Genomic DNA, 24744 nt, shown 5'->3' with positions numbered 1-24744 from the left:
TCGCACGATCGACGGCCGTGTGCCGGACGATTCGGTAACGATCTCTGTGGGCGAGGCGGTCTCGTGAGGACCACAAGCGCAAGCGTCTACATCAACGGTAACTGGGTTGCCCCGAGATCTGATCGGTTGCTGGTGGTTCACTCGCCCAGCAGTACGGAAATCGTCGGTGAGGTTCCGGACGCCAATGCCGCGGATATCGACGCTGCTGTCGGTGCCGCGCGAGCGGCCTTCGATCACGGACCGTGGCCGCGCATGCGTCCGGATGAGCGCTCCGACGCAATGCGGGCCCTTCTGAGAGAGCTCACCGACCGGGCCGACGAACTCGCACACGTCATCGGAACCGAGAACGGCACGCCGCAGCGGCTCTTGCGGCCGGCTCAAGTGGACAACGGGCTCGATGTCCTGCGGTATTACGTGGACATGGCCGCGAATTTCGAAGTGGAGACATGGGTCGAGGGCCTGTATTCACCCGCCCTGGTCCGGCAGGAGCCGGTCGGCACGGTAGCCGCGATCACCCCGTGGAACGTCCCCTTCTTCCTGGCCATGCTCAAAGTGGCGCCTGCCCTGGCCGCAGGCTGCACCGTGGTATTGAAGGCCGCCCCCGAGACCCCGCTCAACGCTTATCTGCTGGCCGAGGCAGCGCACGCGGCCGGATTGCCGGCCGGTGTCCTCAATGTCGTTGCGGCAGGGCCGGAAGCATCGGAGGCTTTGGTCACCCATCCCGGGATCGACAAGATCGCGTTCACCGGCAGCACCGCTGTCGGCAAGCGGATCGCCGGTCTCGCCGGTGCTCATCTCAAACGTCTGACTCTCGAACTGGGCGGCAAATCGGCCGCGATCGTGCTCGATGACGCGGATCTGGCCGCGACGGTGCCACAGTTGATCGGCGTCAGCATGTCGCTGTCGGGTCAGTTCTGTACCGCGCAGTCGCGTATTCTCGTCTCGCGCGATCGGTACGACGAGGCTGTCGAGCTGTACTCCGGTATCGCGGCCGAACTGCCGGTCGGCAACACCTTCGACGAAGGCACATTCATCGGCCCGCTGATCTCCGAACGTCAGCGTGATCGAGTTCTCGACTATATCGAGATCGGTAAGCGGGAAGGCGCGGTACCTGTGGTCGGGGGTGGTCGACCCGTAGGCCTCGACCGAGGCTGGTTCGTGCAGCCGACCGTATTCCGCGATGTGAACAAGGACATGCGGATCGCCCAGGAGGAAATCTTCGGACCGGTCGTCGCGTTCATTCCCTACACTGACGAGGAAGACGCGATCAGCATCGCCAACGACTCGGCGTTCGGCCTGCACGGCACGGTGTGGACGGCGGACATCGACAGGGGTGTGGAGGTCGGCCGTCGCATTCGTACCGGCACCTATTCGGTAAACGCGCTGTCACTCGATCCGGCGGCTCCGTTCGGCGGCGTCAAGAACTCAGGTCTCGGCCGCGAAATGGGGTGCGAAGGTCTTGCCGCGTATTTGGAGCCGAAGACGATCACAGTGCCGAAATAGGTCACGCTACCTCCCGGCGCACCTCACTACCCGTGTAGCAGCAGCCATGAGAGCCTTCGTTCGCGTCGACCAGGTGTCGCATATCGCGGATCGAGAATCCTTCCCAACTCACCAGGAGCAATACCGTGTTTTTCGAGGGTGAAGTCGTACTGGTCAGTGGCGGCGCAGGCGGTTTGGGAGCGGCCACCGTGCGCCGATTGCACGCGGCGGGCGCCGGTGTTGTCATCGCAGACCTCGCCGATGACAAGGCGAGTTCGCTCGCCGAGGAACTCGGTGAGCGGGCCGTATACGTCCGGACCGATGTCCTGAACGAGGATTCGGTCCAGGAGGCGCTGGCGGCAGCGGACGAATTGGGCACGCTGCGCTATTCGGTTATCGCGCACGGCGGTTTCGGGGTGCGGGAGAAACTGGTCAACCGAGACGGCACCCCCCACACGCTGAAGGGATTCACCGACACTGTCGCGCTGTACCTCACCGGTACCTACAATGTTTTGCGGCTGGCGGCGGCGAAGATCGCCACGAGCGACCCCAAGGACAACGGCGAGCGCGGTTCGATCGTGATGACCAGCTCGATCGCGGGGTTCGAGGGGCAGATCGGGCAGTCGGCCTACTCCGCCGCCAAAGGCGGGGTGATCGCGCTGACCCTGACCGGCGCCCGCGACCTCAGTGCGGTCGGCATCCGGCTCAACAGCATCGCGCCGGGCACCATGCGAACCCCGATCATGGAGCGGATAGGCGAGGAGGGCCTGGCGAAATTCGCTGCGACCGTGCCGTTCCCGAAGCGGTTGGGCACGGTGGACGAGTACGCGAATCTGGCGCAGCATCTGCTGGAGAATCCGTACATCAACGGTGAGGTGGTGCGCATCGACGGCGCATTGCGCTTCCAACCGAAATAGCCTTCCGCTCCTACCGGTCGGTCTTGGTCGTGATGGCGGTGGTGTAGCCCGGAGAAACCGAAACCTGTACTCCGGCCATCCTGTGACCCCGCCCTGGGTAGTCGAACAAGCTTCGAAAACCACTGGATCCAGAGAAGCCGGACTCACTTGCGCACTGCCATTCATTCCGCGACGACCGATGTCGGGTCGGTGGCAACTGTGGTCGCCGAGGTGCGTCGGGCCGCCGACGTCGGGCTCGGCGGCCATTGGGCGCCGATGCTCGGCGGTCAGGACACCTTGACCGCGCCGGCGCTGGCCGGTCGCGAGGTGGGCGGGATCGAGTTGGGCACCGCGGTCGTGCCGATGCCGCTGCGCTCGCCGTTCGCGCTCGCCCAGCAGGTGCGCACGGTGCAGGAAGCGGTCGGTGGCCGGTTCGTGGGCTACGTCGAACCCAGTGCGGCGTGGACGGTGGCGAGAGCCTCTGTCGCGAAACGGATCTGCCTTGTCCGTGCTGCGAGGTAGCCGAACGTCGCGAGTGGATCCCAGTAGCGCGCGCCGCGCCGGTCCAGGGCCTCGGCGGGGAGCGCGATGTGCTCACTGCAGGTGAGGTGGTGGTAGCCGAGACGGTCGGCGGTCTCGGCTACCTGTGCGACATCCTCGAGGGTTCCGGTGACCTCCCAGGGGCCGTAGGCGCCCTTGGTCAACGACAGTACCGGGGTGACGATTGAGAGTTTCACTGTCATCGTTTCGTCATCCTTGCATGTACCCGCCGGCGTCGACGGGGATCGACTGGCCCGTGATCGTCCGGCTTTCGTCGCTGGCCAGGAACAGTGCGAGGTTGGCGACGTCCTGGGTGGAGGAGATATCGCGCAGCGGCACCGATCGCAGCAGGTTGGCGCGATGGGTTTCGACATCGACCCCCTGTTCGTCGGCGATTCTCTTCACCCAGTTCTGCCACAGTTCGGTGTCGATGCTGCCCGGGACGATGCAGTTGCAGCGAATGCCGTGCTGTCCCGCCTCCAGCGCGACGGTCTTGGTGAACGCGCGCAGCGACGCTTTCGCCGTGACGTAGTGCGTTTTGCGTTCCATGCCGTTGTAGGCGGCGGTGGAGGAGAAGTTGAGGATCACGCCCGAGCGACGTGCCAGCATGGACTGTTTGATGACCTCGCGCGTGCACAGCATCGCCGCGGTGACGTCGACCGCGATGGTGGCGTTCCAGTTCTCGAGCGTCTGCTCCCAGATCCACAGGTCGGTTCCCGGTGTGGCGGCGTTGTTGCAGAGGATGTCCACGTGCCCGAACTCGTCGATCGCGCGTGCGACCATCGCCGCGACATCGGATTCGCTCGTGACGTCGACGCGCATGGCGATGGCACCGTCACCCGCTTCCTTCGCGGCCTGCTGGACGAGTTCCTCCCGGCGCGCGGCGAGCAGCACCCGCGCGCCTTCGCGGACGAAGTTCTCGGCCATGACCGGCCCCAGGCCGGTGCTGGCGCCGGTGATGATCGCGACTTTGCCTGCCAGTCTCCCGGTGCTCACTGTGTGACGTCCTCGAACAGTTCGGTCAGCGAGTCCCGGAACAAGCGGAGTCCGCCCCCGGTCGCGTCGAGAAGTCGATTGGTGCGCCTGCGTACCCGCCATCCGTTATCGGTTCGGGCGACTTCCCAGCGGACCGCGCTGACCCGCCACAGGAAGGAGCGGTCCTCCTCGCGTCGCATGATGAGCGAGTAGTTGAGTACGGTCGCCTCATCGCCCTGGAGGTCGATGAGCAGTGGTCCGGCGAAATGCGCGACGCCCGCGGCGATCAGGCTCTGGTGCAGGTCGGCCTGCAGCATGGTGTCGACCTCGGCGCTGCCCTGGTACGGCTGCCCGTCGGCATCCCAGTCGTAGAGGCCGTCCTCGAGCCACAGCCCACCCGCGAAAGAGGTCAGACCCGCGTCCGCGGCGGGACCGTAGGTCATGATCAGCCGATTGATCGCGGCCTCGTCCTCGAGGCGACGCACCCGCGCGAGAAGCTCATCGAGTTCGGTGCCTGTGCGTGGTCCTGGGAGGTCGCTGTTCGCGGTCATATCTCGCTTCCTGGTAGGCGATATTCGTGATGGGTTCAGGGCTCGCGGGCTCAGCACGCGGGTGTTCGCCGCGTCGACGTCACTTGCCGGCCAGTGTGGTGGGTGGCAGCGCAGGTGGGCCGCGCGGTGCGTGCCGCCCGGGTGTGTCACGGTCCGCTGCTTCGCGCGGTCCGACCGGACTTGACCAGGAACCGCTCATAGGAAACTATCCGAATATCCATTCAAATGTCTACGCTCATGTTCATTCGACTGGGTTGGTGGTGCCGCCGAGTCGGCCCGGCGATGCCGTCTCGGGCGATCGGGGACCGGTTGCGCCGGGCCCGCTGATCAGGTGATCGCCACGCCGCTGGTCCGAGAAGGATCGCGGACCGCCCGCGCACTTCGGCATATTGATACCGTATTTGATACGGTATCCGCCTCCAGTCGCCGGTCCTTCATGTTAAAGTCGCGATCGCGGGTCGGTTTCCACTGCGGCGCAGTGGATCTGCTCGGCCCGGCGTGCTGTTGTGCCGAAGGTGGGTTCTTCGTGTCCGGCGGAGCGCATTCTTCGGCCTCGACCGGGCCGGATGCGCCCTCTCCACTGGAATCCACCGCTATCGGACAGAGCGTAGACGCGGCGGTCCGGAGACCGACAGAGCGAACGCGTTGTCGGCGTGCCCGAAGTGGGCCGATGCCGCGTCGAAATACGCCGATTACGGCGAAGTTGTGCTGACGTAGGAGAAAAGATGCGATCGACGACAAGAGGCCGCCTCGCGGCTGCCATAGCCGCCATGTCGGTGGTTCTGACAGTAGTGATGTCAGGGTGTAGTTCGGACGACGGCTCGGCGTCGGGAGCGCCCTCGGCGGACGAATCGTCCTTGGGTACACCCAATAAGGCGACCGGAGCCCCGGTCACTATCGGATTCCTACTCGATGGCAAGTCTCAATTCGCGGATACGACGGATGAAGCGCGAGGTGCCCAAGCCGCTGTTGGGTATGCCAACAATTACCTCGGCGGTATCAACGGTCGCCCCATCGACCTCAAGACGTGTGTCACAGCGGCTACGCCCGCCGCTACCACCGACTGTGCCAATCAGATGGTGCAGGCGCACGTCTCGGCTGTCGTCGTCGGAGCTGTGGTCAACATCGATGCCGCCGTCGATACGCTCGCGACGGCCGGGATCCCGCTGTTCATGTTCAGTGGAGTCACGCAGAAGGCGCTCAGCACTCCTGGGGTGTTCGGCTTCTACAACGGAATGTCGCTCTTCGGCATCGCGGCCGTCCAGGCTCAAGAGGTCGGTGCGACGAAGGCCGCGGTCATCGCGGCCGCGCTGCCGAGCATCCAGGGCGCGGCGGAGGGACTCGGCCGGATCGTCTACGGCAATGCCGGTGTGAGTGCGCAGGTCGTGGCGATTCCGCCGGGTACAGCGGATATGGCACCGCAGATCACCACGGCAGCGGGTAACAACCCCGGTCAATTCATGGTACTGGGCAGTGACGCGTTCTGTGTGAGCAGTCTGCGGGCCATTCGTACAGTCGCGCCGAAGGCCGCCATCGCCATCCCCGACCGCTGCATCACCGTCGGCACCGGCTCTTCGATTCCCAACGGCTACGAGGGAATGCGGGTCTCGACTTCCGGAAACTACGATCCTGAAGCACCGGACTCGAAGATCTTCATCGCCGCCCTGGCCAAGTACGGTGACAACGCCGGATTCGGGCCGACAGCCGGATACGGCTGGCAGCCGACCTTGGCATTGATCCAGGCTCTCAACGCGTCGAAGGTCACCGATGTGACACCGGCCGATGTGGTGGCGGCCGTGAAGTCGGCGCCGCCTCTGCCGCTGCCTCTCGGCGCCGGAATCACCTACCAGTGCAACGGGAAACAGCTTCCGCTCTCTCCGAACGCCTGCGGCAGTGACGGTATCGTCGCCACCCCGGCGAAGGACGGAAGCCTGACCGACTTCCGAAAGGTCACCCTCACCCCGTCGCTGTTCAAACTGCCCGGAAGTTGAACCACGACACCGGTGGTGGGAACCGCCGGTGGTTCCCACCACCGGCGGTTCGGGCCGCCCGGCTTTGATCGCCGCCCACCTCTCATCGGTGATCTCGAGGTCAAAGGGCGATGCGGTCGGCGAAGGCGGCCGCTCCGGCGCACCACGTACTGTCCCGCCCTGACCTGCCGGTACGGTCGAGAGTTCGTGCCACGGCGGAAATGTCACTGCCGCGAGGCAGTCGGGGTGCGCCGCGGGATGAACAGCGCGACGACGGCGCCGGTCGCGGCCGCGCAAGCCCCGACGATGAAGCACAACCGGAACGCGTCGACGGTCGGGACCTCCGCGGCGCCGGGCGCGAGCACGCTCGTCCGGCTGGTCAGGATGACAGCCATCGCCGCGCCCGCTACGACGGTTCCCGTCGAGCGCATCAGGGAGTTGAAGCCGACGCTGGAGGCCGCTTCGGATACCGGAACGTTCTCCAGGACGAGGGTCGGCATGGCGGCGTAGCCGATGCCGACTCCCGCCGCGGCGATGCAGGTCACCAGCATGAGCTGCCAGGGGGAGTTCATGAAGACCGCGCCGAATACGTAGGCCGTGGCCAGGACCACGATTCCGGTGCTCAGCGCCACACGGCCACCGAATCGTGTCAGCAGCGTGCTCGAAACGGGCGCGAACGCGAGCATCATCACTCCGGCGGGCGCCATCCAGAGTCCGGCGCTGAGCATGGTCTGGCCGAGCCCGTATCCGGTGGATACCGGCATCTGCAACAGTTGCGGCACGACGATCGACTGGGCCATCAACCCGAAGCCGACCAGTGCGGCGGCGATATTCGTCAGCAGGACGGGCCGCTTCGCGGTGGTGCGCAGGTCGATGAGCGGGTCGTCGTGGTGCAGTTCGTACGCGCCCCACAACAGCAGGACCACGACACCGCCGACGATCAGGCCGATCGTGCTCACGGCACTCCATCCCCAGTCGTTGCCTTTGGTGACTCCCACGAGGACGCCGACCAGACCCGCCGCCAATCCGAGTGCGCCCGCCACATCGAGCCTGGCTCCGTGCGCATCGTGCACATGCGGGATCAGCGAGTAGGTGAGGGCGAACATCGCCACGGCCAGCGCGGTCGCCAACCAGAACAGGTCATGCCAATCATGGCTCTGCGCGATCCACGCGGCCAATGGCAGTCCGAGCGCGCTGCCGACGCCGAATGTCGCGCTGATCGAAGCGGTCGCGGTGTTGGCCATGCGCGGCGGAACGAGCTCGCGAACGAAGCTGATCGCCACGGGTATGTAGCCCATCGCGAGACCTTGCAGCACGCGTCCGGCGAGAATCGGTGCGAGCGAGTTCGACAACGCGCAGATCAGCGAACCCACGGCGAGGATGACCGCGGAGGTGGCGAGAACCGGCTTCTTCCCGACGATATCGGCGAGACGACCGGCGACCGGCATGGCGACCGCCCCGGCGAGAAGAGTCGCGGTCACCACCCACGAGGTGTTGCTCGCGGTACTCGAAAGTAGGTGCGGCAGTTCGGTCTGGATCGGGATGACCAGCGACTGCATCAGTGATACGGACAAACTCGAGAAGCCCAGAACGAGCAACGCGATGACGGGTCTGCTTGTGGGCGCGTCCGTTGCGGCACCCGTCACGACCGTTGAAGTCGACTGCATTCGCTACCCTTCGGGGTCGGTATGTGTAAATTACACATCGGCTACAATGTGCATATTACACATGCTTCCGCGTGGGGCGTATCGAAGAGGTGGTCGAATGACGGAACGCACGACCGAGCGCCAGTTGCGAGAGGCGGGAACGCTCGCGAGTCGGCGTCTCGCGGGGGCGGTGGCCCAGCTGGAGCGGCACCGTCGCCATCAGGAGCAGGCGGCGACCATCAAGACCGCCGATATGAGGCTGCTGTGGCTGTTCAGCGATCGCCGCCCGCGGACCCTGCGTTGTATCGTCGACGATCTCGGGCTGGAGAGATCGACCGTGAATCGCCAGGTGAACGCCGCAATGGCAGCGGGCCTACTGCGCCGATACCGGAATTCCGCCCAGAGTGCCCATTTGATCGAGGCGACCGAGGCGGGGCTGGCGGCCTTCGAAGAGGAGGTCCGCGACGTTCTCGAGTCCTACGACCTCGCGATCGCCCGATTCGATCCCGCGGACGCGCAACGGCTGCTGGACCTTTTCGACCGGTTCGTCGATGTCTTCGGAGAGATCGTGCGCGCAGACGTCTGAAGCGAGGCCGATGAGAGCCGGCCCGGGGACCGCGAGCGGCAGGACTCGCACCGGAGTCAATCGCCGGGTTCGGCGTGCGCGAACTGCAATCTGACGGAAGGGCGTTGGAGCACGCCACTGCGGGAAATGGCCATGACGGCGATGCCGTAACGCCTGGCGACAGTGTCGGCGAGTAGGCGCGCGCCGACCGGGGCGTGGTACCACCGCCATCCGCACCCGTGTTCGGCCAAGGTATCGGCCGCTTCCAGGAAATACGTGTGCTCCGGTTCGGTCATGTCGTAGATGACGCCGCTGACCGCGAGCGTGCACGCGATGAGGGAACTCGGTCCGGCTTCGCTGACGACATGAACCAATCCGTGCGGCCCGACGTATCGTCCGGCCCACTCGAGAACGGCGCGCCGCCGCGCCGATCGTCCGCTGACGAGGGCTACCACCTCGGTCTTCATCGACTTTCCGATCCGCCGCCGCGCAACACCCGAGCGCGCTGTCCGGGCTGTTTCAGCCGGCCGGCCGGCCGCGCTCGTGCGGAGGCGGGGTCGTCCGACGGCATCGATAACCGGGACGGTTCCGAGTGCACTACTGTTGCTGTACTGCGATACCGTATCAACAACGGTATCTCGAAACGGTGTGAATCGGCCGAATGAAGCCGACCCGTAGCCCGTGGCGCGGAACATCTCGACAACCTTCGACCTGTCGGGGGAGCGAGCGGTGATCGTCGGCAACGGCAACGTGGCCCTCGATGTCGCCCGGGTACTCACGGTCGACCCCGATCACCTCGCGACCACCGATATCGCCAATCACGCTCTGGAAGCCCTGCGGCGGAGCAACATTCGTGAGGTCGTGGTGCTGGGGAGAAGAGGTCCGCTGCAGGCCGCCTATACGACTCCCGAATTCCTGGCGTTGGCGCACCTCGAGAATATCGACATCGTCGTTGATCCGGCGGACCTCGAGCTGGATCACACCAGCCGTGCGCTGCTCGATGCCGCCGACGCCGAGCCGGCTCTCGCGATGAAGTACACCCTCGCGCAGGAGTACGGGGCCATGCCTGCGCCCGAACTGTCGGTCAACAAGCGAATCGTATTCCGCTACCTGGGATCTCCCGTCGCACTGCGCGGAACCGGCCGGGTCGAGTCGCTGGATTTCGTGCACAACGAGCTGATCGAGGACCGCGGCCGGCTCGTCGCCCGCCCGACAGCGCGCACCGAGACGATCGAGACGGGGCTGGTGCTCAGAGCGATCGGGTACAAAGGCACCCCGGTCAAGGACCTGCCGTTCGATGAGGCGCGCGGCGTCGTCCCGAATGAGCACGGGCGGGTCATCGGCCCGGATGGCAGCCCGGTGCACGGCGTCTATGTGTCGGGGTGGATCAAGCGCGGCCCGCGAGGAGTCATCGGATCGAACAGGACCGACTCCGTCGAGACCGTCGAACATCTGCTCTCGGATTTTTCGACCGGCAGACTCGCGCCACCTCGGGCGGGCCGCGAGACGTTGAAAGCCCTACTGGCCGAACGCCAGTCGGATCTGGTCGACCGCGACGGCTGGAAGGCCATCGATCGGGCCGAAACGACAGCGGGCGACGCGAGCGGTCGGCCGCGCGTCAAGTTGACCACCCGCGCGGCTCTGCTCGAAGCCGCGCGCGAATGATCCGTCCGTGCACGGGTGCCGTGTGGACTCAGGGACGACCGGCCCCTCCGCGGAAACCGACGTCGGCGGCCCAGATGCTGCCCGCCGCGTCACGCGCGGATTTGCCGAAGTCCGCCACCTCGACGCCGACGGTGACGTAGAGGCTGTCGTGGTGCGGGCCGCCGAGCAGGCAGGCCGAACCGAGGCCCGCTTCGAGCGGCACAGCCACCGCGTCGGTGATGGCCCCTCCTTCGACGAATCGTGCGACGTATCCGCTTCCTGGCATCGCGGCCCACACCCCTCCCTCGGCATCGGGCCCGATACCATCCGGCAGGCTGGGGCATTCGGCGAATACACGGCTGTTGGAGAGAACGCCATCCGCGTCCAAATCCATAGCGGCGATTCGGTTGGCGAACGCCTCGGCTGCGTACAGCCTGCGTCCGTCGCCGGAAATGGCGATACCGTTGCCCCCCATCAATGGCGCTACCGAGTCTGCGGCGCGGGCATTTCCGGTGGGATCGACCACGATGATCGGCGAGGGCGCCGGCTTCTCACCGTGGAAGAAGTCGAATCCCAGCTGGGTGACGTAGGCCTGCCCATTCGCCGCGACAACCATGTCATTTATCGGGAAAGGCGCCAGATCGCGCAGATCCGCGTAGACCGATAGCCCACCCGGGGTTTCCATCCCGCCGCAAACCAGCAACAGCCTTTCGTACATGGACACGACGATGAGACGGCCGTCGGGCAGCCATCCGAAACCGCCGAGCACGATCGGCACGTCGGCGCGCGCGGCGCGCGCGCTGCTGTCGACGACGACCCGAACGACGCCGGAGCTGTCGACGGTCTTCAGGGTGCCGGTGTACATGTCGGTGAACCAGAGGACGCCGTTGTGCCATCGTGGGCACTCGGGCCAGGACAGGCCGCGGGCGACCGGGCGAGCGTCGACGATTCGGGCCGCGACCATCGCGTCGGCCATTTCTCTTGGCATGTGACAACTCTCCGGATCGCTACGTCACCCGCGGGCGCAGTGACGTCGAAGCCTCCGCGAAGGATGACCAACATCGCCAGGGCCATTCGGGTCTGCGGCAGAACCTACAATAGAACAAGAATCTAATTCCCGTAAGAAGCTCGATGACGCGGGTACGCATGGACCGAGGTGGCGTGATGACCGATAGTGGCTCGACGACAGTTTCCATCGACCGGCACGGTCCCTTTCACTGCCGACTGACGAGCGATCGCATCGCCGCTTACGCGGCCGTGACCGGTGATCGGTCGGCGGCGGTGTCGGCCGGTCGTGCTGTGCCCGCTGTCTATCCGGTTACCGAGGTCTTCGACGCCCAGGCAGCGGCGAACGGTGACCTTCCGGCGCAGGTGTGGCACGAGGCGATCGGAGGTGTGCACGGCGAACACGACCTGGTCGTGCATCGGCCGCTCAGCCACGGTGAGTCGCTGGAGAGCTGGTCCGAAATCACCTCGATACGGTCCGCGCGACCAGGCACTCGAGTGGTGCTGCACATCGAACAATTCGATACCGGCGGCCGTCTGGTGGTCGAACAATGGTGGACCACACTGCTACTCGGCGTGCGCTGCCTGGCCGATCATGGATCGGCGCCGCGGGATCACCACTTCCCCGACACCGCGCGCGGCAATCCGCTCGGATCGGCAACCCAGTACGTGGACAGCGAGGTGACCACCCGCTACGCCGAGATTTCCGGGGACTGGTCGGCCCATCATTTCGAGCTCGATGCCGCGCGCTCGACCGGATTCGACTACTTGTTCACCCACGGCCTCTGGACGATGGGTGTGTGCGCCCGCGGCGTACTGGATGTGATCGGAGTCGATGATCCCGGCCGTGTGCGCAGAGTGGCGGTCCGGTTCGCTTCGCCCACACCGCTCGGCAGTGATCTCACCATCTCGGTATACGGAATCGACCCTCGGACGTTCGCCTTCGAAGCCGCGGCCAACGCCGAACTGCGTATCACGCAGGGGCGGTTGGAACTACGATCATGAGCGCCCTCGACATCGGCGTCTACGTTCCTCAGATGGCCTTCACATATCAGGACATCCTGCATCGGGCGTTGCGTTGTGAGGAGTTCGGGATCGGGTCGCTCTGGCTCTACGATCATCTGTACTGCCCGGCGAAACCAGATGTCCCCTCACTGGAAGCGTGGACTCTGGCTACCGCCCTGCTGGCGCACACGCAGCGGCTTCGGGTCGGACACCTGGTGTTGTGCAATCAGTTTCGCCACCCGCTGGTGCTGGCGAAGATGGCCACGACGCTCGACCAGATCTCCGGAGGCGGGCGGTTGCAGTTGGGGATCGGCAGTGGCTCCATCGAAGACGAACATGTTCGTGCAGGTATCGAATGGGGCCGTCCCGCATGGCGGGCAAGCCGGCTGAGAGAGACAGTCGAGATCTTGGACCAGGCGTTCACCCGTGGCCGAATCGACTTCGCCGGCGAGCACTTCACGATCCGGGACATGCCGATCACTCCCGGGCCGGTCCAGCGGCCCCCCGTCATCATCGGTGGGGCAGGCGAGAAGTACACCTTGCCGTTGGTCGCTCGGTACGGCGACATCTGGAACGTACCGACCTACGCTCTCGGCGAACTCGAGCGCAAAGTCGCCGCGCTGCGGTCCGCATGCGCGCGGATCGGCCGTGATCCCGACACCATCGGGATGTCGGTGGAGGTCGTGATGGGGCTCGCGCCCGACGACGCCGCCCTGCCGAAAGTCCGTGAGACAGCGGAACGGCGGTTCGGTGACCCCGGCTTCGGTTTGCGTGAAGGAGGACTGATCGGCACACCGCCGGTCATCGTCGATCGGCTCAGAGAGTTGCAGGATCTCGGATTCGACCAAGTCATCCTCTTCACACACGACCGGGCTTCGGACCAGACCCTGGAACTGTTGGCGGAATCGGTGATCGGTGAATTGTAGGATGCCGCTGCGGATCCCTCTCTTGTCGCAGAGAAGGATCCGCAGCACGCGAACGAAACTTCCCACCTCCGGTTCCGCTCGGCGGGGGTTCGGTCACGCTTCCACTCTGGGCGCCCGGGGCTTTTCGGCGGTGTTGTTCCGGTGGATGGTGACGCCTGCGGCGGCCGCGACGCAGAGTGCGGCGAGGACGATACATACGGCGGCGTAGAGCAGGTTGCCGGTGGGTGTGCCGTCGCTTGTCCTGCCCGCTGTCGCATCGAAGTAGTCGGGGAGCGCGCCGATCCACAGCACCAGCATGGTGACGAGGTAGATGCTGCCGAAGGTGGCGACGAATCGATTCGGGATCTCGATGCCGTCGGGGGCATCGCGTCGGGCGAGGAGCCACTGCTGTGTCAGTACCGGGATGGCGATGGCTGCGAACACGGCCAGTTCGAGGGACAAGACGAACGCTTGCGCGGTGGTGTTCGGGTCGTCGCCGCCGAAGATCTGAGACGGCATGCTGAAGATGGTGACACCGACCGGAACCAGTATCCCGGCGAGAACGGTGCGCAGGACGAGTTGCGCGCGCCCCGGGCGGGGTCCGCGCTGGACTCGACGGGTCACCAGCGTGCGGACGAGAAAGACCACGACCGCGGGCCCGACCGTGGCGAACATGAAGACGCTGGTCATAGGGACCGAACTGAGCATCGGATGATTGGTCTTGTTGTCGGTGTTCCATGCCCACCAGCGCAGTTGGGGTCCGAGCTGATCGAAGATCTCGTAGAGCACGTGGTGCACGAATCCGACACAGACCGCGCCGATCAGGATTCCTCGTCGGCGCTGGAATACGCCCAGGCTGCGTACGATCTCGTAGGCCAGCGTGGTGAGTGCTGGGTACAGCGCCACGATGTAGAGCGGCAGTCGGTCGAAGAGAAACTGGACGGTGAAGACGTTGTGCGCGAATATGACGCCCACGGTGTCTTCGAGATGGAAGATATTCGGAAAATATTCCGGTATCTCGATCACCAGGGAGTAGATGATCGGCGCGAACCACAGCGCCAGGTTCGTCGGGTCGCCGTCGCGGCGCAGTCTACGGAAGGCGTGGACCAATGCCAGGACCGCGCCGAGGACCATCATCCACTCGATAATCGGCAGGGTCCAGTTCGACAGCCCGAAGGGATTGCGGAAATCGACCACCGCGGCCGCGTCGTGGCAGCTGAACCCGCCCAGTGATCGCGCTATGGAGTCGAAGATGGGATTACACTGCTCAGCCACGGTTGCCGTCTTTCCCTGCGAGTTCCGATGTGTACCAATGCCATACGTCGTCACCGGCTCGATAGCGGGCAAGCCATCGATCGGCGAACTCGGGCAGGGGCGAGTTCGCGGGCTTGTGGAAGGGTGTCTGGCTCAACAGAACGTTGACCACCGCGATGATCTTCTCTCTGCGCCTGATGCCGGCGTACGACGGTGGCGTGGCGTCCGGATCCGGGGGGTCCAGACGCAACCAGCGACGCACGGCCCGTCGCATGCGTACCGTTCGCATCATGGCCCCGGCATCGACGCCGCGCTCGTCCTCGGGGACACTGTCGTTCACTCCGTCGGCGATGATCGTTATCACTTCGCCGAGATGTCTCACGACGGAGGGCAATACTCGCACGCGGTACCACGGCTTGCCGACGACGGCGTCGTAGATGATCAATGCCGAGCTGCGGTGTTCGACTTCTTCCACGAAGTGCCACAGGAACAGTGATGCGACGCGATCGTCGCCGCCCCTGAACAGCAGGGCCTCGTTGTCGAGCATCATTTTCATCGAGGGCGTGAAGGTCGCCTCGAGGTCGGCGATGTAGGCGAGCCGGTATGCCAGCGGGGTGGTCGCGGTCAGCTTGTCGTAGTGGTTGATCGCGGCGTCGAGAGTTTCCTGCAGGCCCGGATAGCGCCTGTTCAGTGCCTGCAAGTGCCTGCGGTGGGAGCGTGCGTGCTGGGCTTCCTGACGGAGAAACGCGTCGGCTTCCGCGGCGACGGCGGTATCGGAGATCAGCGGCAGGGCCTCCTGCACTGCCGCGACGATCATCTTCTCGAAGCAGACCGCGATGATCGAGGTGGCGTTCATCGAGAACGAGAACGCGGGATTCCCGGGGTTCCAGATGAACGGGACGTCGTCATCGAAGTCGAATTGTGCACGGCGGATCTCGAGATCGGTCACTATCACACCTTCGTATATCAAGACACACAATGTCATTTCGTGTATCTTGTACAGTGATAGTCGACCAGGGGCGGAGTGTCAACCATCACATGGGACGTAAGGGATGGGGCGGTCTGCCGCCCGACGATGACGACGACGCGCGCAAACGCATCCTCGATGCGGCGTTGCGCTGCATCGAGATTCACGGTCCAGCCGCAACGACGCTGTCCGGTGTCGCGGAAGAACTCGCGATCACACGTCGGACCGTGTACCGCTATTTCGCGAGCACGCAGGAGTTGTTCGCGGCAGCCGCCGAGGTGGCGTTGATCGGTTTCATGGCCCAGATCGAAGCCACCATGCGAATCACCGACGTGGCCGACCAGATCACCGAGATGGTGGCGCTCATCATCGAGCGTCTACCCGACGAGCCGCTGCTGGCATTGGTCCTGGCCAACGACCCCGCTGACTACTTCGGCAGGCGGATACTGCGTCGCGACGTGATCGTATACACCCGCAAGGTTTTGGAGACTTCCGAAATCGACTGGACCGCAGACGGATACGATCGGCAACGACTCGACGAACTGGCCGAGTTCCTGCTTCGAACAATCCATTCCATGGTCGTAGCCCCCGCGGAGCCGCCGAAGCGCGGTACCGATCTACGCACCTATCTGAGCCGATGGATCGGTCCCGCGCTGCGGGCCGGCGACAACAGCGGCCCCGGCGGGCGATGACGCCGCCGGGTCGATCCCGGTGCGCAGCAGTGGCCCGTCCGCGGGCACGCGCAGCGCGATGTCGTCGGCGACGAACACGGGCATCCGAGTCTGGCAGGTAGGGAGAATGCGAAAGCCTCAGGAGCGGCTGACGGTCATCACCTGATGCCTGACCGTGGGAGCGATCCAATGTTCGAACAATTCCCGCAATTCGGATTCGGTGCGCGGCGGGTCCCTCGGGTCGATCACCATCGACTGGAGAGTTCGCAGCATCAACTCGATGAGCTCATCGAGTCTACGGTCGTCGTAGCCGACGGCGCTCCAGTCGATCGGACTGCGCTCGAAGAGATCCCTGCCGAATCTCATGGATGAGGCCGAGGTGATGCCGCGCGTGAACGTGCCCGCCCTTCCGGCCGCCAGCAACAAAGTCAGACCCGGCTTGACGGGTAGCCGGAGGATAGCGGCCGTCAGTGCCTCGACGACCCAGCCCGCCGGATCGTCGATATCGCGCAGATGCTCGGTGAGATCCTCGATGAAGGTGATGACCTCTACCCTTCCGACCGCGGTGAACAACTCATCGGTGCTGGCGTAGTAGCGGTAGATGGTCGCGCGCATGACCCCGAGATCGGTCGCGACGTCGCGAAGCGTGAATTCGGCGGGGCCCTTCTGCGCGACACATCGCATCGCGGCCTCGCGTGGGGGAGGCATTCGGCGAACGATCGGTCCGCTGCCAGCTCGGTGGACAGGTGGAACAACAGATCACGCAACGCGGTGAACGCGTCGTCGCCTCCGGCGGCTCGCTCGATACGCTCTTCGAGCCACATCGCGTGATGCCGCGCGACCGCCGCGATGAGATCGGCCTTGGTGGGATAACTTCGGTAGACGGTGGCCTTGCCGACGCCCGCGTGGCGGGCGATATCGACAATGGAAGCCCCGCAACCTTTCTCGGCGAGCACGGCCAGCGCCGCGATGGTCACCCGCTCGTGATTGCGGCGTGCGTCGGCCCGTCGGCCGGACCGGGCGTGTGATCGCCGCGACGACGGTGCCGTCCTGAGACTCGCCGCCGCTGGCCGGTCGGCCCGGGCATCGTCGTAGTCATCGGACGGCGATGCCGAGGTGATCCCCACACGGTTCCTCTCGCACGGGTATCTCAGAGCGCCCTACTCGACGGTGTCCGCTGTGCCGGATCTTGGCGTGCCGCTGTGGACAGGTGATCGCCGACACGCTGGACGGTCACGTTCAACTCGTAGGCGACTATTCCGAGGTTGGCCGTCTCCCCGGCCTGGACTGCCAGACATGCATTGCTGCCCGCGGCGGTGACGAGCAGCACAGCGTAGTCGAGTTCTATGACCGCTTGTCGGACGTTGCCGCCGCCGAATCGGGAACCTGCGCTGCGCGCCAGTCCATAGAGCGTGGACGACATCGCGCTGAGGTGTTCGGCGTCGTCGCGTGGCGTCGATCGAGACCGGCCGAGCAGCAGACCGTCGGTGGAATGCACCACCGCGTAGTGGACACCGTCGATGCGCTCGACCAGGTCATCGAGCAGCCAGCCGAGGTCACCGTATGTGGAAACCATCATTACCCTCCGTTTCGACAGTGTTCGGACGGAAGTCGGCGAGCCTGCCTCTTCTCGTCCCGTTCTCGATGGCGGACATCAGATCTCGCGCTTGCTGGGCGGTACGTGGTGTCGGAACTCGCGGTTCCGGAGCGACATTGGTCTCGGCCAACTCGGGAGCGAGGTTCGCTTGCCTGTTGCGACGTGGTAGGGGCGGATTGGTGCCGCTGTTCGAGGGGGGCACCACCTCCACCCACGGTGCGGTATGCCCGGGATCCTCATCGCGGGACGTCGGCGACACCGTCGTCGTGTGCACGGTATCGGGTGTCGTCGGCGCGGCGCGCACGGAGGTGCTGTCGCGTGCGTCGTGCGCGGCGGGCAGGGGCGATCCCGCTCGGGTGAGGTTTTCGTCGGCAACCCGTTCTGAGGAGATCAGCGCAGTCGGAACGAGCACGATCGCGCGAACGCCACCGTAGTCGGACTCGGTCAAGCGGACCGATATCCCATATTGATTGCCGAGTCGTGAGATCACGAACAGGCCGAGGCGCGAGTCGGTGGTCAGGGAGGCGAGGCCGAAATCCTGTGGGCTGCCCAGTGTCTCGTTCGCTACTCGCATCGCCGCGGGTGTCATGCCCACGCCCTGGTCGATGATCTCCACCACGACGCCTTTGCCGACCGCGTTGGCGGCGACGTGCACGCGACTGTGCGGGGGAGAGAACGAGGCGGCGTTGTCGATCAGTTCCGCCAGCAGGTGAATCAGGTCGGCCACCGCGGCGCCTACGATGAGCAAATCAGGGAATATCCCGAGCTGTGCGCGGGTGTAGTCGACAGACTCCGCGATCGAACCGCGCACCAGTTCCATCAGCGACACCGGGTGTCGCCACTGACGTCCCGGTCGGTCACCGCCGAGGATGAGCAGATTCTCGGCGTTGCGGCGTTCACGGGTCGCGAGGTGATCGAGTCGGAAGAAGATGTCGAGGAGGGCGGGATCCTCCTGATTGCGTTCGGCCTCGTCGAGGATGGTCAACTGCCGATGTGCCACTGTCTGGCTGCGCCGTGCGATGTTCATGAAGACGGCGCGAATGCCGGAGCGCGTGCGGGCCTCGTTCACGGCGGCGGCGATCGCCGCGGTGTGCGCGATCCGGAAAGCCTCAGCGACCGAGCCGATCTCGTCGCTGCCGAAATCCAGGTGCGGCACCGCGGAGTCCACGTCCACAGTCTCGCCTCGGCCGAGTCGGAGCATGGCGTCGGGCAGTTGCACCTCGGCCACCGCGAGCGTTTCCCTGCGTAGCCGCTTCAAGCGGCCGATCAGCCGGTTCGCCAACCATGCCGACAGCATCAGCACCGCCAGCGCGAACACGACGACGGCGGCGCCGGCGAGGACGGACCGGCGCGCATTGCGGGACCCTGTGTCGGCGGCTCGCTGTTGCGTCTGTTTGGCGTGGTCGACCCACACCGTCATCAACTGACCGTCGACCTCGGCCGCGGCTTCGCGCCACTCCGCGAATCCGACGGGATCCGGAGTGGGCGTTCTCGACGTGAGCGAGGCCGGGTGCAACACCGCCTCCTCTGTCGAGGTCAGCCGCTGCCATGCCTGCGTCGCAATGAGATTGTCGATCCGCTGTGCGAACTCGGGTTCGAGTTCGTCGTGCACGCGCGTCAGACCGGTGTGATAGGCGCCGACGAGGTTGCGATAGATAGTGGCCAGATGAGCGGGCAATCTCTCCGGGCTGACGGCCGCGGCGGTCAGCGCGCCGGTCTGTGACAAGGACTCCATCACATAGAGCAGATCGAAGCTCTGTTTCAGCTGTAGAGCCGAAGACGCGTCGGGCGCGCTCTGCTCGATGACCGTGACTCCGAATTTGAAGACGCCCTCGAGGAGTCCCCCGTAGAAGCGGTACACATCCTCGGTCGGCATGGCGCCGGAGTCGACTCGCGCGCGAAGTATCGGAAGTTGAGTTTGCAACCGCTGGAAAGCGTCCGACGTGTCTTCCAGCGCGGCGGCGCCCAGGTTATCGAATGCCGATCGCGCGGTGACCAGAGTTTCGATGGAGCTGTCGAGGTCGGCTCGGGCCGCGTTCAGTTCGACTGGATCGATCTTCTCGCCCGCCAGGCGCCACATGGAGAGGTTGCGCTCATGCTGGACCGCAGTCACGAGCGTTCTCGTGATGGCCAGGTTGTCGGCCTGTGCGCTGGCGTAGTTCTCGACTTCGGTCCCCTGCTCGACCAGTACGGCCGCGGCGGTGACACCGATGATCAGCAGCACCAGACTCGGAATCATCGCGATCGCCAGAATCTTGGTGCGGATGCCGAGTGGTCGCGGCGAGCGCATTCGCAGCGGATAGGAGCGTGTCGGTCGCGCTTTCGATTCTTCCGACGCCCGGTCCGCCGACGCTTCCTCGTGTTCAGGCATGCGGTGTTCCGCACGACGTGCCGATGAGAGGATCGCTCGTCGAGCGGGTGAAGAGGTTCGGTGCGTTCGAGGTCGGATCGAACTCGGCTCGCGATGTCATCAGTGGTGTTCTCCTCGCGCGGCCGCCACAGCCGCAGTCGTCCGAGATCTGCTGTGGGCCGCTCGGCGGGCCGGGAAGTTGGGCTTCGATACGATACTGGAGTCGGTATCTGGAACAGTATTGAGATGCAGTCGCCTTTCGGCAACTATTCGAGCAATCTCTCGAAGGAAAGATGATCGCTCGGGATTCCGGGAGCGACCGATGCGCGGCGGACCATTTGGGCCGGGAAGTTCTCGGGGTCGGTCAATCCGTGTGGACGAATGCGCAGAACCGATCGGCGAGGGTTTCGATGACGAGAGGATCATCGGCCATGCCGGAGGACAGCCAGGCTCGGAGCCATCGGCGTCGGCGGGCGGGGTTGTCGGGACCGGGGGTGAAAGCCGGGATCGATGTGTCCGATCAGGCTGCCGTGACCCTACCCGGCTGTCGCAGTGAGGCAGTGTCCCTTGCGAATTCCGTAAGCGATGGTGGTGGTCGGCCGGGCGACGCGTCGCCCGGCCGACTCCGAACTTTCACCGCGGGGCTCGTTCCGGTGCAGGCGGTTTGCCGCTTATCGTCTGATGCCAGCCGCACGGCAGTCCACACGTGGCTTGCATCTCGGTCTCGATCCTGCCCGAGTCGGTCTCGCGTATCGTCTGCGTGGCGGTTGCGTGGTAGCCGCATCGCGGGCATTTCGCGAAGAAGTCGACCACGTCCTCGATTCTGGTGCGCATCCCTTGTCTCCCTCGCCTGTCGCATATCTGTCCGACCCACATCGTGGCGGACCGGCGATTCCAGTGTGTGACCCTAATCACGATAGGTCCAACAACCGGTATGACAACCGATGGTTATGACTCGAACAGGCAGGCGAAAATCCGCGCCGTCACCCCGGGTGGGCGCACTGTCGATCACTGATGTGATCTCGGATACTGTATTCGATACCGTATTAAGGTCCAATGTGGTCCCGGCGTGATCTCGAAAGAGGAGAAACGGCATCCGGCCGCAGTCTTTGATCGACCGTTTGTTGGCCCATCGCGCCGCGGCGGGGGTGTCGGTACCCGCAGACGGATTCGCCGCCATCGGGGTCACACGTTCAGACCGCCGTTGATACTGATGACCTGTCCGGTGATCTTCGTCGCGGCGGGGCCACACAGGAACAAGACGGTGGGAGCGATGTCGGCCGGGGTGGGAAGGCCGAGTCCTGCCCTGCTCGCGGCGGTGGCGGCGCGCCCGGCGTGCGCCTGGAATGCCCTGGTGCCTTCGACGAAACTCGGTGAGACGCAGTGGACCCGGATTCGATCGCGTGCCGATTCCATCGCGAGATTGCGGACGAAGGTCATGACGCCACCGAAGGCGGCACCGACCAGTGACTGCCGTGCGGCGGCGAAACGCCCTGCGTCGGAGGCGAAACCGATGATGGTGCCACCCTCGCGCGCCAGGTGCGGCAGGGCTGCCGCGCACAGGCGCTGGAAGCTGCCGATCACCAGTCCGGCATGTTCGACGAACGCGGTTGGATCGGTGTCGGCGAACACGCCGACCACGCCGGGCGCGCCGGCCACTGCGCAGTGCACCAGCGAGTCCAGCCGTCCGGTTTCCCGGACGACCGCGTCCACCATTCGCTCGATCCCGTCAACGGTCCGGAAGTCGGCCTGCGCCGCGATGAGGCGAGCGTCGGGTACTCGGGCCAATAGGCGGGCGATGGCATCGTCCACCCGTTCCGCGCGCGAACCGTGCACCGCGACCGTCGCCCCCGATTCCGCCGCCTGGGCCGCTATCTCGAAGCCGATCGAGCCGGTCGCGCCGGTCACCAGAATTATCTGATCGGCCAGTTGCCGAGCCACGGTGGTTCCTTCCGATCGCGGGTCCGCCGTAGGCCGCTACGACCGGCGGCGGTGGGATGCAGGGTCATTCGGGAACCGGCTGCGTGCTGTCCATCAGCCGCACGGCACCGTCCTTCTCGAGTACCGCAATGTGCCGCTCGTCGTAGCCGAGCAGGTCGGTGAGAACTTCGCGACTGTGCTCGGCCAGCAGCGGCGGTGTCCGATAGTCGCACGGGGTGCGACTGAGCCGGTAGGGCTGCGCTATGGCGGGAACCCGGCCCGCGGTCGGGTGCGGGAGATCGAACACGACTTCTCGTTCGGACGCCTCGTCCGAAATCAGAGCATCGCCGACCGAGCGGACCACGCCGCAGGGTATTCCCGCCCGCTTGCATCGCTGCGACCAGACCGCGCCGGATTCGCGCGTGAAGATGGCGTCCATCTCACGCAGGAAGGCGGCGCTGTTGCGTATACGCGCCTGCTGGGTCGAGAACTCCGGTGTGTCCAGCCAGTCCGGGCGATGCACGACATCGAGGCATAGGGCGCGGAACATCTTCTCGCCCGCGCACGTGATGACCATGCTGCCGTCGGCGGTATCGAATACACCGCGGGGCATCGCCGTCCGGCGAACGTTGAGCGCTGGCTCTGTGCCCGAGGCGAGGAATGCGGCGGCTTGGAACGACAGATTGGCTACGGCTGTGTCGAACATGGCGACATCGACATGCTGACCGAGCCCGTCGCGGTCGCGGGCGCGCAGCGCGGCCAGGACGGCGATCACGGCGTTGAGGGCGGTGCTGAGATCGGTGTAGGGAATCGCGCCGAGGACCGGTGCCCGGCCGGATTCGTGACGGTTGAGTCCGAGGGCACCCGCTTCGGCCGTCACGGGTGAGTCGTATCCTGCGGCGTCGGCGTTGCGTCCCGATCGCCCGTACGCGGAGATCGAACAGTAGACGAGTGTGGGAAGACGCTCACGCAGGCTCGGATAGTCGAGGCCGAACCGGCGCATCACGGCGCCGGTGAAGTTCTCGACCAGCACGTCCGCGGTGGCGAGCAGATCCAAGATGATCCGGCGCCCCGACTCGGATTTGAGGTCGACGGCCACACTCTTCTTGCCGCGGTTGAGGGAGAGGTAGAACGAACTCTCACCGCCCAATTCGGCGCCGCCCGGAGAGGTGCGGGTATCGTCGCCGCCCAGTGGATTCTCGATCTTGATGACCTCCGCGCCGAGATCGGCGAGTATCTGGGTGCCGAACGGGCCCGCGACCACCCTGGTGAAATCAACGACGCGCACACCCGCGAGCGGCGGTGCGGCCGCTTCGGCGCGAGAGTGCAGCGGCAGGTCGGGGCGGTTGGCCGTCATAGGACCATCCTTTCGATCGCCCCCACGATAGGTACGTTATTTAACGATGTCTAGTTTCATCACTCAACGTCGTTGAGTTGCATCGATATACCTCCGAAAGGCATTGTCGATCAGGAAGTCCGAGATGCCGAACGCAATCCGGCGGGACGGTCCACCCCACTCCGCGTCGGCAGCGGTCCGCCATAACCAACGGTTGTCCCATCGGTAATTGGACAGCCGATCGGCGCTCGCCACATAGTTTTCGTGCCGGCCCATCGTGATGAACCCCACAGACGACCAGCGATCTCGGAACCGGTGTACGGGCTCCCGCGATGACTATCTCCCGCATGAGCCGACCATTCGAACGACGATCGGTCGGCGCACGATCACACAAGGAGAACAGCATGACAGCGACAGTCGCGCCCATTCGCCACCCGGACCGGTTGTTCATCGGCGGGGCATGGGTGACGCCGTCCTCGGAGGGCAGGATCGAGGTCCTCGATTCGGGTACCGAGGAGCTGTACTTCACCGTGCCCGCGGCCGAGGCCGCCGATATCGAGCGGGCCGTCTCGGCGGCGCGCACCGCGTTCGCGTATCGACGTCCGCGACCTCGTCCGGGCCACGGTGCCCGGATGGGGTTCGGTTGTCGGAACCGCCGCCTCCGGATGACGCTTCCGAGTGACCGTGCGCCGCTGTTCTCGCCGCGGGCGGACCTGGCCGAGCGATCCTGGGCGATCCGGTGACGAGCGCGACCGCAGCGTCCGGACCCGCCCCACTGCTGGAACCGGCCAACGCCGTGGGCGACAGTCGACTGTTTCTGATCGGCTGAACATCGAGGCAATATTGCGGGATCGTTGATACGGTATCAATTACAGTATTGACTTCTGGAGAGTGCGTCCGACGGCGCACACCTAGATAGGAGACGCATATGGAACCGGACGTGATCGCCGTCCACGGCCTACTCGCTCGCTACGGATCACTCATCGATCAGCGCCATGCGCAGGCATGGAGCGAACTGTTCGTGCCGGACGGCCGACTCGAGATCGCGAACCGGGCACCGATCCAGGGCAGACAAGGATTGGCCGCATTCGCCGAGAACTCGCCCGTGGGAACCCACCTGACCGGGATACCGGAACTGGTGGTATCGGGATCGGTGATTCTGGCGACATCGACGTGGATCTTCCTCGATCGGCGGGCGCCGGGAAGCCGCTCGGGCATCTACCGCGACGAGATCCTGCTTCCGTCCCAGCCGGGCGGCGCGCCGCTGTTCATCTGCCGAGGCATCGAGATTCTGCCGAACGAGTACGCCGCGTGAGCGCCGAGGAGGTCGCCCACGGCAAGGATCCGCTGTGGCGCGCGGCCGAAGTCCAGTCGGCGCCGTTCTACGACGCCTCCGCTGGTTCGTTCATCGCCATGGACGGCCGGGTGTGGCACACCTCGGGCGCAAATGTGACCGGGTAGACCC

At 65.2% G+C, this 24744-nt stretch carries 24 protein-coding genes and 2 pseudogenes; 12 read left to right on the top strand and 14 right to left on the bottom strand.

Going from position 1 to position 24744, the window contains the following annotated elements:
* Window positions 1-63: 63 nt before the first annotated feature.
* The 3 genes from OG225_RS17575 to OG225_RS17565 all read left to right on the top strand — a co-directional run bounded on the left by OG225_RS17575 (window position 64) and on the right by OG225_RS17565 (window position 2900).
* Window positions 64-1503 carry an aldehyde dehydrogenase gene (locus OG225_RS17575; RefSeq protein ID WP_405182646.1) on the top strand — a complete coding sequence of 480 codons (1440 nt, stop codon included), beginning with the start codon at window positions 64-66 and terminating at the stop codon, window positions 1501-1503.
* Between the two features lie 125 nt (window positions 1504-1628).
* Window positions 1629-2399: an SDR family oxidoreductase gene (locus tag OG225_RS17570; RefSeq protein WP_405182645.1), complete on the top strand. Its 771-nt coding sequence runs from the start codon at window positions 1629-1631 to the stop codon at window positions 2397-2399.
* Window positions 2400-2546: 147 nt separating this feature from the next.
* Window positions 2547-2900 carry an LLM class flavin-dependent oxidoreductase gene (locus OG225_RS17565; RefSeq protein WP_405182644.1) on the top strand — a complete coding sequence of 118 codons (354 nt, stop codon included), beginning with the start codon at window positions 2547-2549 and terminating at the stop codon, window positions 2898-2900.
* Here OG225_RS17565 and OG225_RS17560 read toward each other — a convergent pair.
* From OG225_RS17560 to OG225_RS17550, 3 genes and pseudogenes are all read right to left on the bottom strand, one after another.
* Window positions 2852-3121 (bottom strand): annotated as a pseudogene (locus OG225_RS17560) (LLM class flavin-dependent oxidoreductase); the annotation flags it as partial. The gene OG225_RS17565 and the pseudogene OG225_RS17560 overlap by 49 nt on opposite strands.
* Window positions 3122-3128: 7 nt before the next feature.
* Entirely contained in the window at window positions 3129-3914 is a 786-nt protein-coding gene (locus tag OG225_RS17555) for an SDR family NAD(P)-dependent oxidoreductase (protein ID WP_405181851.1), read from the bottom strand.
* Window positions 3911-4444: a nuclear transport factor 2 family protein gene (locus OG225_RS17550; protein WP_405182643.1), complete on the bottom strand. Its 534-nt coding sequence runs from the start codon at window positions 4442-4444 to the stop codon at window positions 3911-3913. Before OG225_RS17550 ends, OG225_RS17555 begins: the two co-directional genes overlap by 4 nt.
* A 725-nt stretch (window positions 4445-5169) precedes the next feature.
* Between OG225_RS17550 and OG225_RS17545 the strand changes: the two genes are divergently transcribed.
* The gene (locus tag OG225_RS17545; protein WP_405182642.1) at window positions 5170-6435 is read left to right on the top strand and encodes an ABC transporter substrate-binding protein; all 1266 of its coding nucleotides are present in this window, start codon (window positions 5170-5172) and stop codon (window positions 6433-6435) included.
* A gap of 203 nt (window positions 6436-6638) precedes the next feature.
* Here OG225_RS17545 and OG225_RS17540 read toward each other — a convergent pair whose 3' ends face one another.
* Entirely contained in the window at window positions 6639-8081 is a 1443-nt protein-coding gene (locus OG225_RS17540) for an MFS transporter (RefSeq protein ID WP_405182641.1), read from the bottom strand.
* 97 nt (window positions 8082-8178) lie between these two features.
* On the opposite strand from OG225_RS17540, the gene OG225_RS17535 reads away from it, so the two are divergent.
* Entirely contained in the window at window positions 8179-8646 is a 468-nt protein-coding gene (locus tag OG225_RS17535; RefSeq protein WP_405182640.1) for a MarR family winged helix-turn-helix transcriptional regulator, read from the top strand.
* Between the two features lie 56 nt (window positions 8647-8702).
* Here OG225_RS17535 and OG225_RS17530 read toward each other — a convergent pair whose 3' ends face one another.
* Window positions 8703-9092: a hypothetical protein gene (locus tag OG225_RS17530; RefSeq protein WP_405182639.1), complete on the bottom strand. Its 390-nt coding sequence runs from the start codon at window positions 9090-9092 to the stop codon at window positions 8703-8705.
* 214 nt (window positions 9093-9306) lie between these two features.
* On the opposite strand from OG225_RS17530, the gene OG225_RS17525 reads away from it, so the two are divergent.
* Complete coding sequence (locus OG225_RS17525; RefSeq protein ID WP_405182638.1) at window positions 9307-10290, top strand: hypothetical protein; 984 nt, start codon at window positions 9307-9309, stop codon at window positions 10288-10290.
* Between the two features lie 28 nt (window positions 10291-10318).
* Here the strand turns inward: OG225_RS17525 and OG225_RS17520 are convergent, their stop codons facing one another.
* Window positions 10319-11257 (bottom strand): SMP-30/gluconolactonase/LRE family protein, encoded by a 939-nt coding sequence (locus tag OG225_RS17520; RefSeq protein ID WP_405182637.1) that lies wholly within the window; start codon window positions 11255-11257, stop codon window positions 10319-10321.
* 176 nt (window positions 11258-11433) lie between these two features.
* On the opposite strand from OG225_RS17520, the gene OG225_RS17515 reads away from it, so the two are divergent.
* Together OG225_RS17515 and OG225_RS17510 are read left to right on the top strand one after the other, a co-directional pair.
* Complete coding sequence (locus tag OG225_RS17515) at window positions 11434-12279, top strand: MaoC/PaaZ C-terminal domain-containing protein (protein WP_405182636.1); 846 nt, start codon at window positions 11434-11436, stop codon at window positions 12277-12279.
* A complete protein-coding gene (locus OG225_RS17510; protein WP_405182635.1) occupies window positions 12276-13205 on the top strand; it encodes an LLM class flavin-dependent oxidoreductase in 930 nt (309 codons plus the stop codon). The genes OG225_RS17515 and OG225_RS17510 overlap by 4 nt, the downstream gene beginning before the upstream one ends.
* A 93-nt stretch (window positions 13206-13298) precedes the next feature.
* On the opposite strand, the gene OG225_RS17505 is transcribed toward OG225_RS17510, so the two are convergent.
* Complete coding sequence (locus tag OG225_RS17505) at window positions 13299-14459, bottom strand: hypothetical protein (protein WP_405181837.1); 1161 nt, start codon at window positions 14457-14459, stop codon at window positions 13299-13301.
* Entirely contained in the window at window positions 14452-15387 is a 936-nt protein-coding gene (locus tag OG225_RS17500) for a metal-dependent hydrolase (RefSeq protein WP_405181836.1), read from the bottom strand. The genes OG225_RS17505 and OG225_RS17500 overlap by 8 nt, the downstream gene beginning before the upstream one ends.
* An 89-nt stretch (window positions 15388-15476) precedes the next feature.
* Here OG225_RS17500 and OG225_RS17495 point away from each other — a divergent pair, with 89 nt between their 5' ends.
* Complete coding sequence (locus tag OG225_RS17495) at window positions 15477-16097, top strand: TetR/AcrR family transcriptional regulator (RefSeq protein ID WP_405182634.1); 621 nt, start codon at window positions 15477-15479, stop codon at window positions 16095-16097.
* Window positions 16098-16214: 117 nt separating this feature from the next.
* On the opposite strand, the gene OG225_RS17490 is transcribed toward OG225_RS17495, so the two are convergent.
* The 6 genes and pseudogenes from OG225_RS17490 to OG225_RS17465 all read right to left on the bottom strand — a co-directional run bounded on the left by OG225_RS17490 (window position 16215) and on the right by OG225_RS17465 (window position 23300).
* Window positions 16215-16784 carry a TetR/AcrR family transcriptional regulator gene (locus tag OG225_RS17490; protein WP_405182633.1) on the bottom strand — a complete coding sequence of 190 codons (570 nt, stop codon included), beginning with the start codon at window positions 16782-16784 and terminating at the stop codon, window positions 16215-16217.
* Between the two features lie 191 nt (window positions 16785-16975).
* Window positions 16976-17032 (bottom strand): annotated as a pseudogene (locus OG225_RS17485) (hypothetical protein); the annotation flags it as partial.
* Window positions 17033-17226: 194 nt separating this feature from the next.
* On the bottom strand, window positions 17227-17655 hold the full coding sequence (locus OG225_RS17480) for a roadblock/LC7 domain-containing protein (RefSeq protein ID WP_405182632.1): 429 nt from the start codon (window positions 17653-17655) through the stop codon (window positions 17227-17229).
* Complete coding sequence (locus OG225_RS17475; RefSeq protein ID WP_405182631.1) at window positions 17633-20044, bottom strand: nitrate- and nitrite sensing domain-containing protein; 2412 nt, start codon at window positions 20042-20044, stop codon at window positions 17633-17635. Before OG225_RS17475 ends, OG225_RS17480 begins: the two co-directional genes overlap by 23 nt.
* Before the next feature lie 1164 nt (window positions 20045-21208).
* Window positions 21209-21964, bottom strand: a complete 756-nt coding sequence (locus OG225_RS17470) for an SDR family NAD(P)-dependent oxidoreductase (RefSeq protein ID WP_405182630.1) — start codon at window positions 21962-21964, stop codon at window positions 21209-21211.
* A 64-nt stretch (window positions 21965-22028) separates the two neighbouring features.
* On the bottom strand, window positions 22029-23300 hold the full coding sequence (locus OG225_RS17465) for a CaiB/BaiF CoA transferase family protein (RefSeq protein WP_405182629.1): 1272 nt from the start codon (window positions 23298-23300) through the stop codon (window positions 22029-22031).
* 383 nt (window positions 23301-23683) lie between these two features.
* On the opposite strand from OG225_RS17465, the gene OG225_RS17460 reads away from it, so the two are divergent.
* From OG225_RS17460 to OG225_RS17450, 3 genes are all read left to right on the top strand, one after another.
* Window positions 23684-24022, top strand: coding sequence for a hypothetical protein (locus tag OG225_RS17460; protein ID WP_405182628.1), 339 nt, complete (start codon window positions 23684-23686; stop codon window positions 24020-24022).
* 185 nt (window positions 24023-24207) lie between these two features.
* On the top strand, window positions 24208-24594 hold the full coding sequence (locus OG225_RS17455; RefSeq protein WP_405182627.1) for a nuclear transport factor 2 family protein: 387 nt from the start codon (window positions 24208-24210) through the stop codon (window positions 24592-24594).
* The gene (locus OG225_RS17450; RefSeq protein WP_405182626.1) at window positions 24591-24740 is read left to right on the top strand and encodes a hypothetical protein; all 150 of its coding nucleotides are present in this window, start codon (window positions 24591-24593) and stop codon (window positions 24738-24740) included. Before OG225_RS17455 ends, OG225_RS17450 begins: the two co-directional genes overlap by 4 nt.
* Window positions 24741-24744: the final 4 nt, after the last annotated feature.

This window comes from Nocardia sp. NBC_01377, from assembly GCF_045040005.1.
In the GTDB taxonomy this organism is placed as follows: Bacteria; Actinomycetota; Actinomycetes; order Mycobacteriales; family Mycobacteriaceae; genus Nocardia; species Nocardia noduli.
The sequence above is the reverse complement of the archived record's forward strand: the minus strand, read 5'-3'. Positions and strand labels throughout refer to the sequence as shown.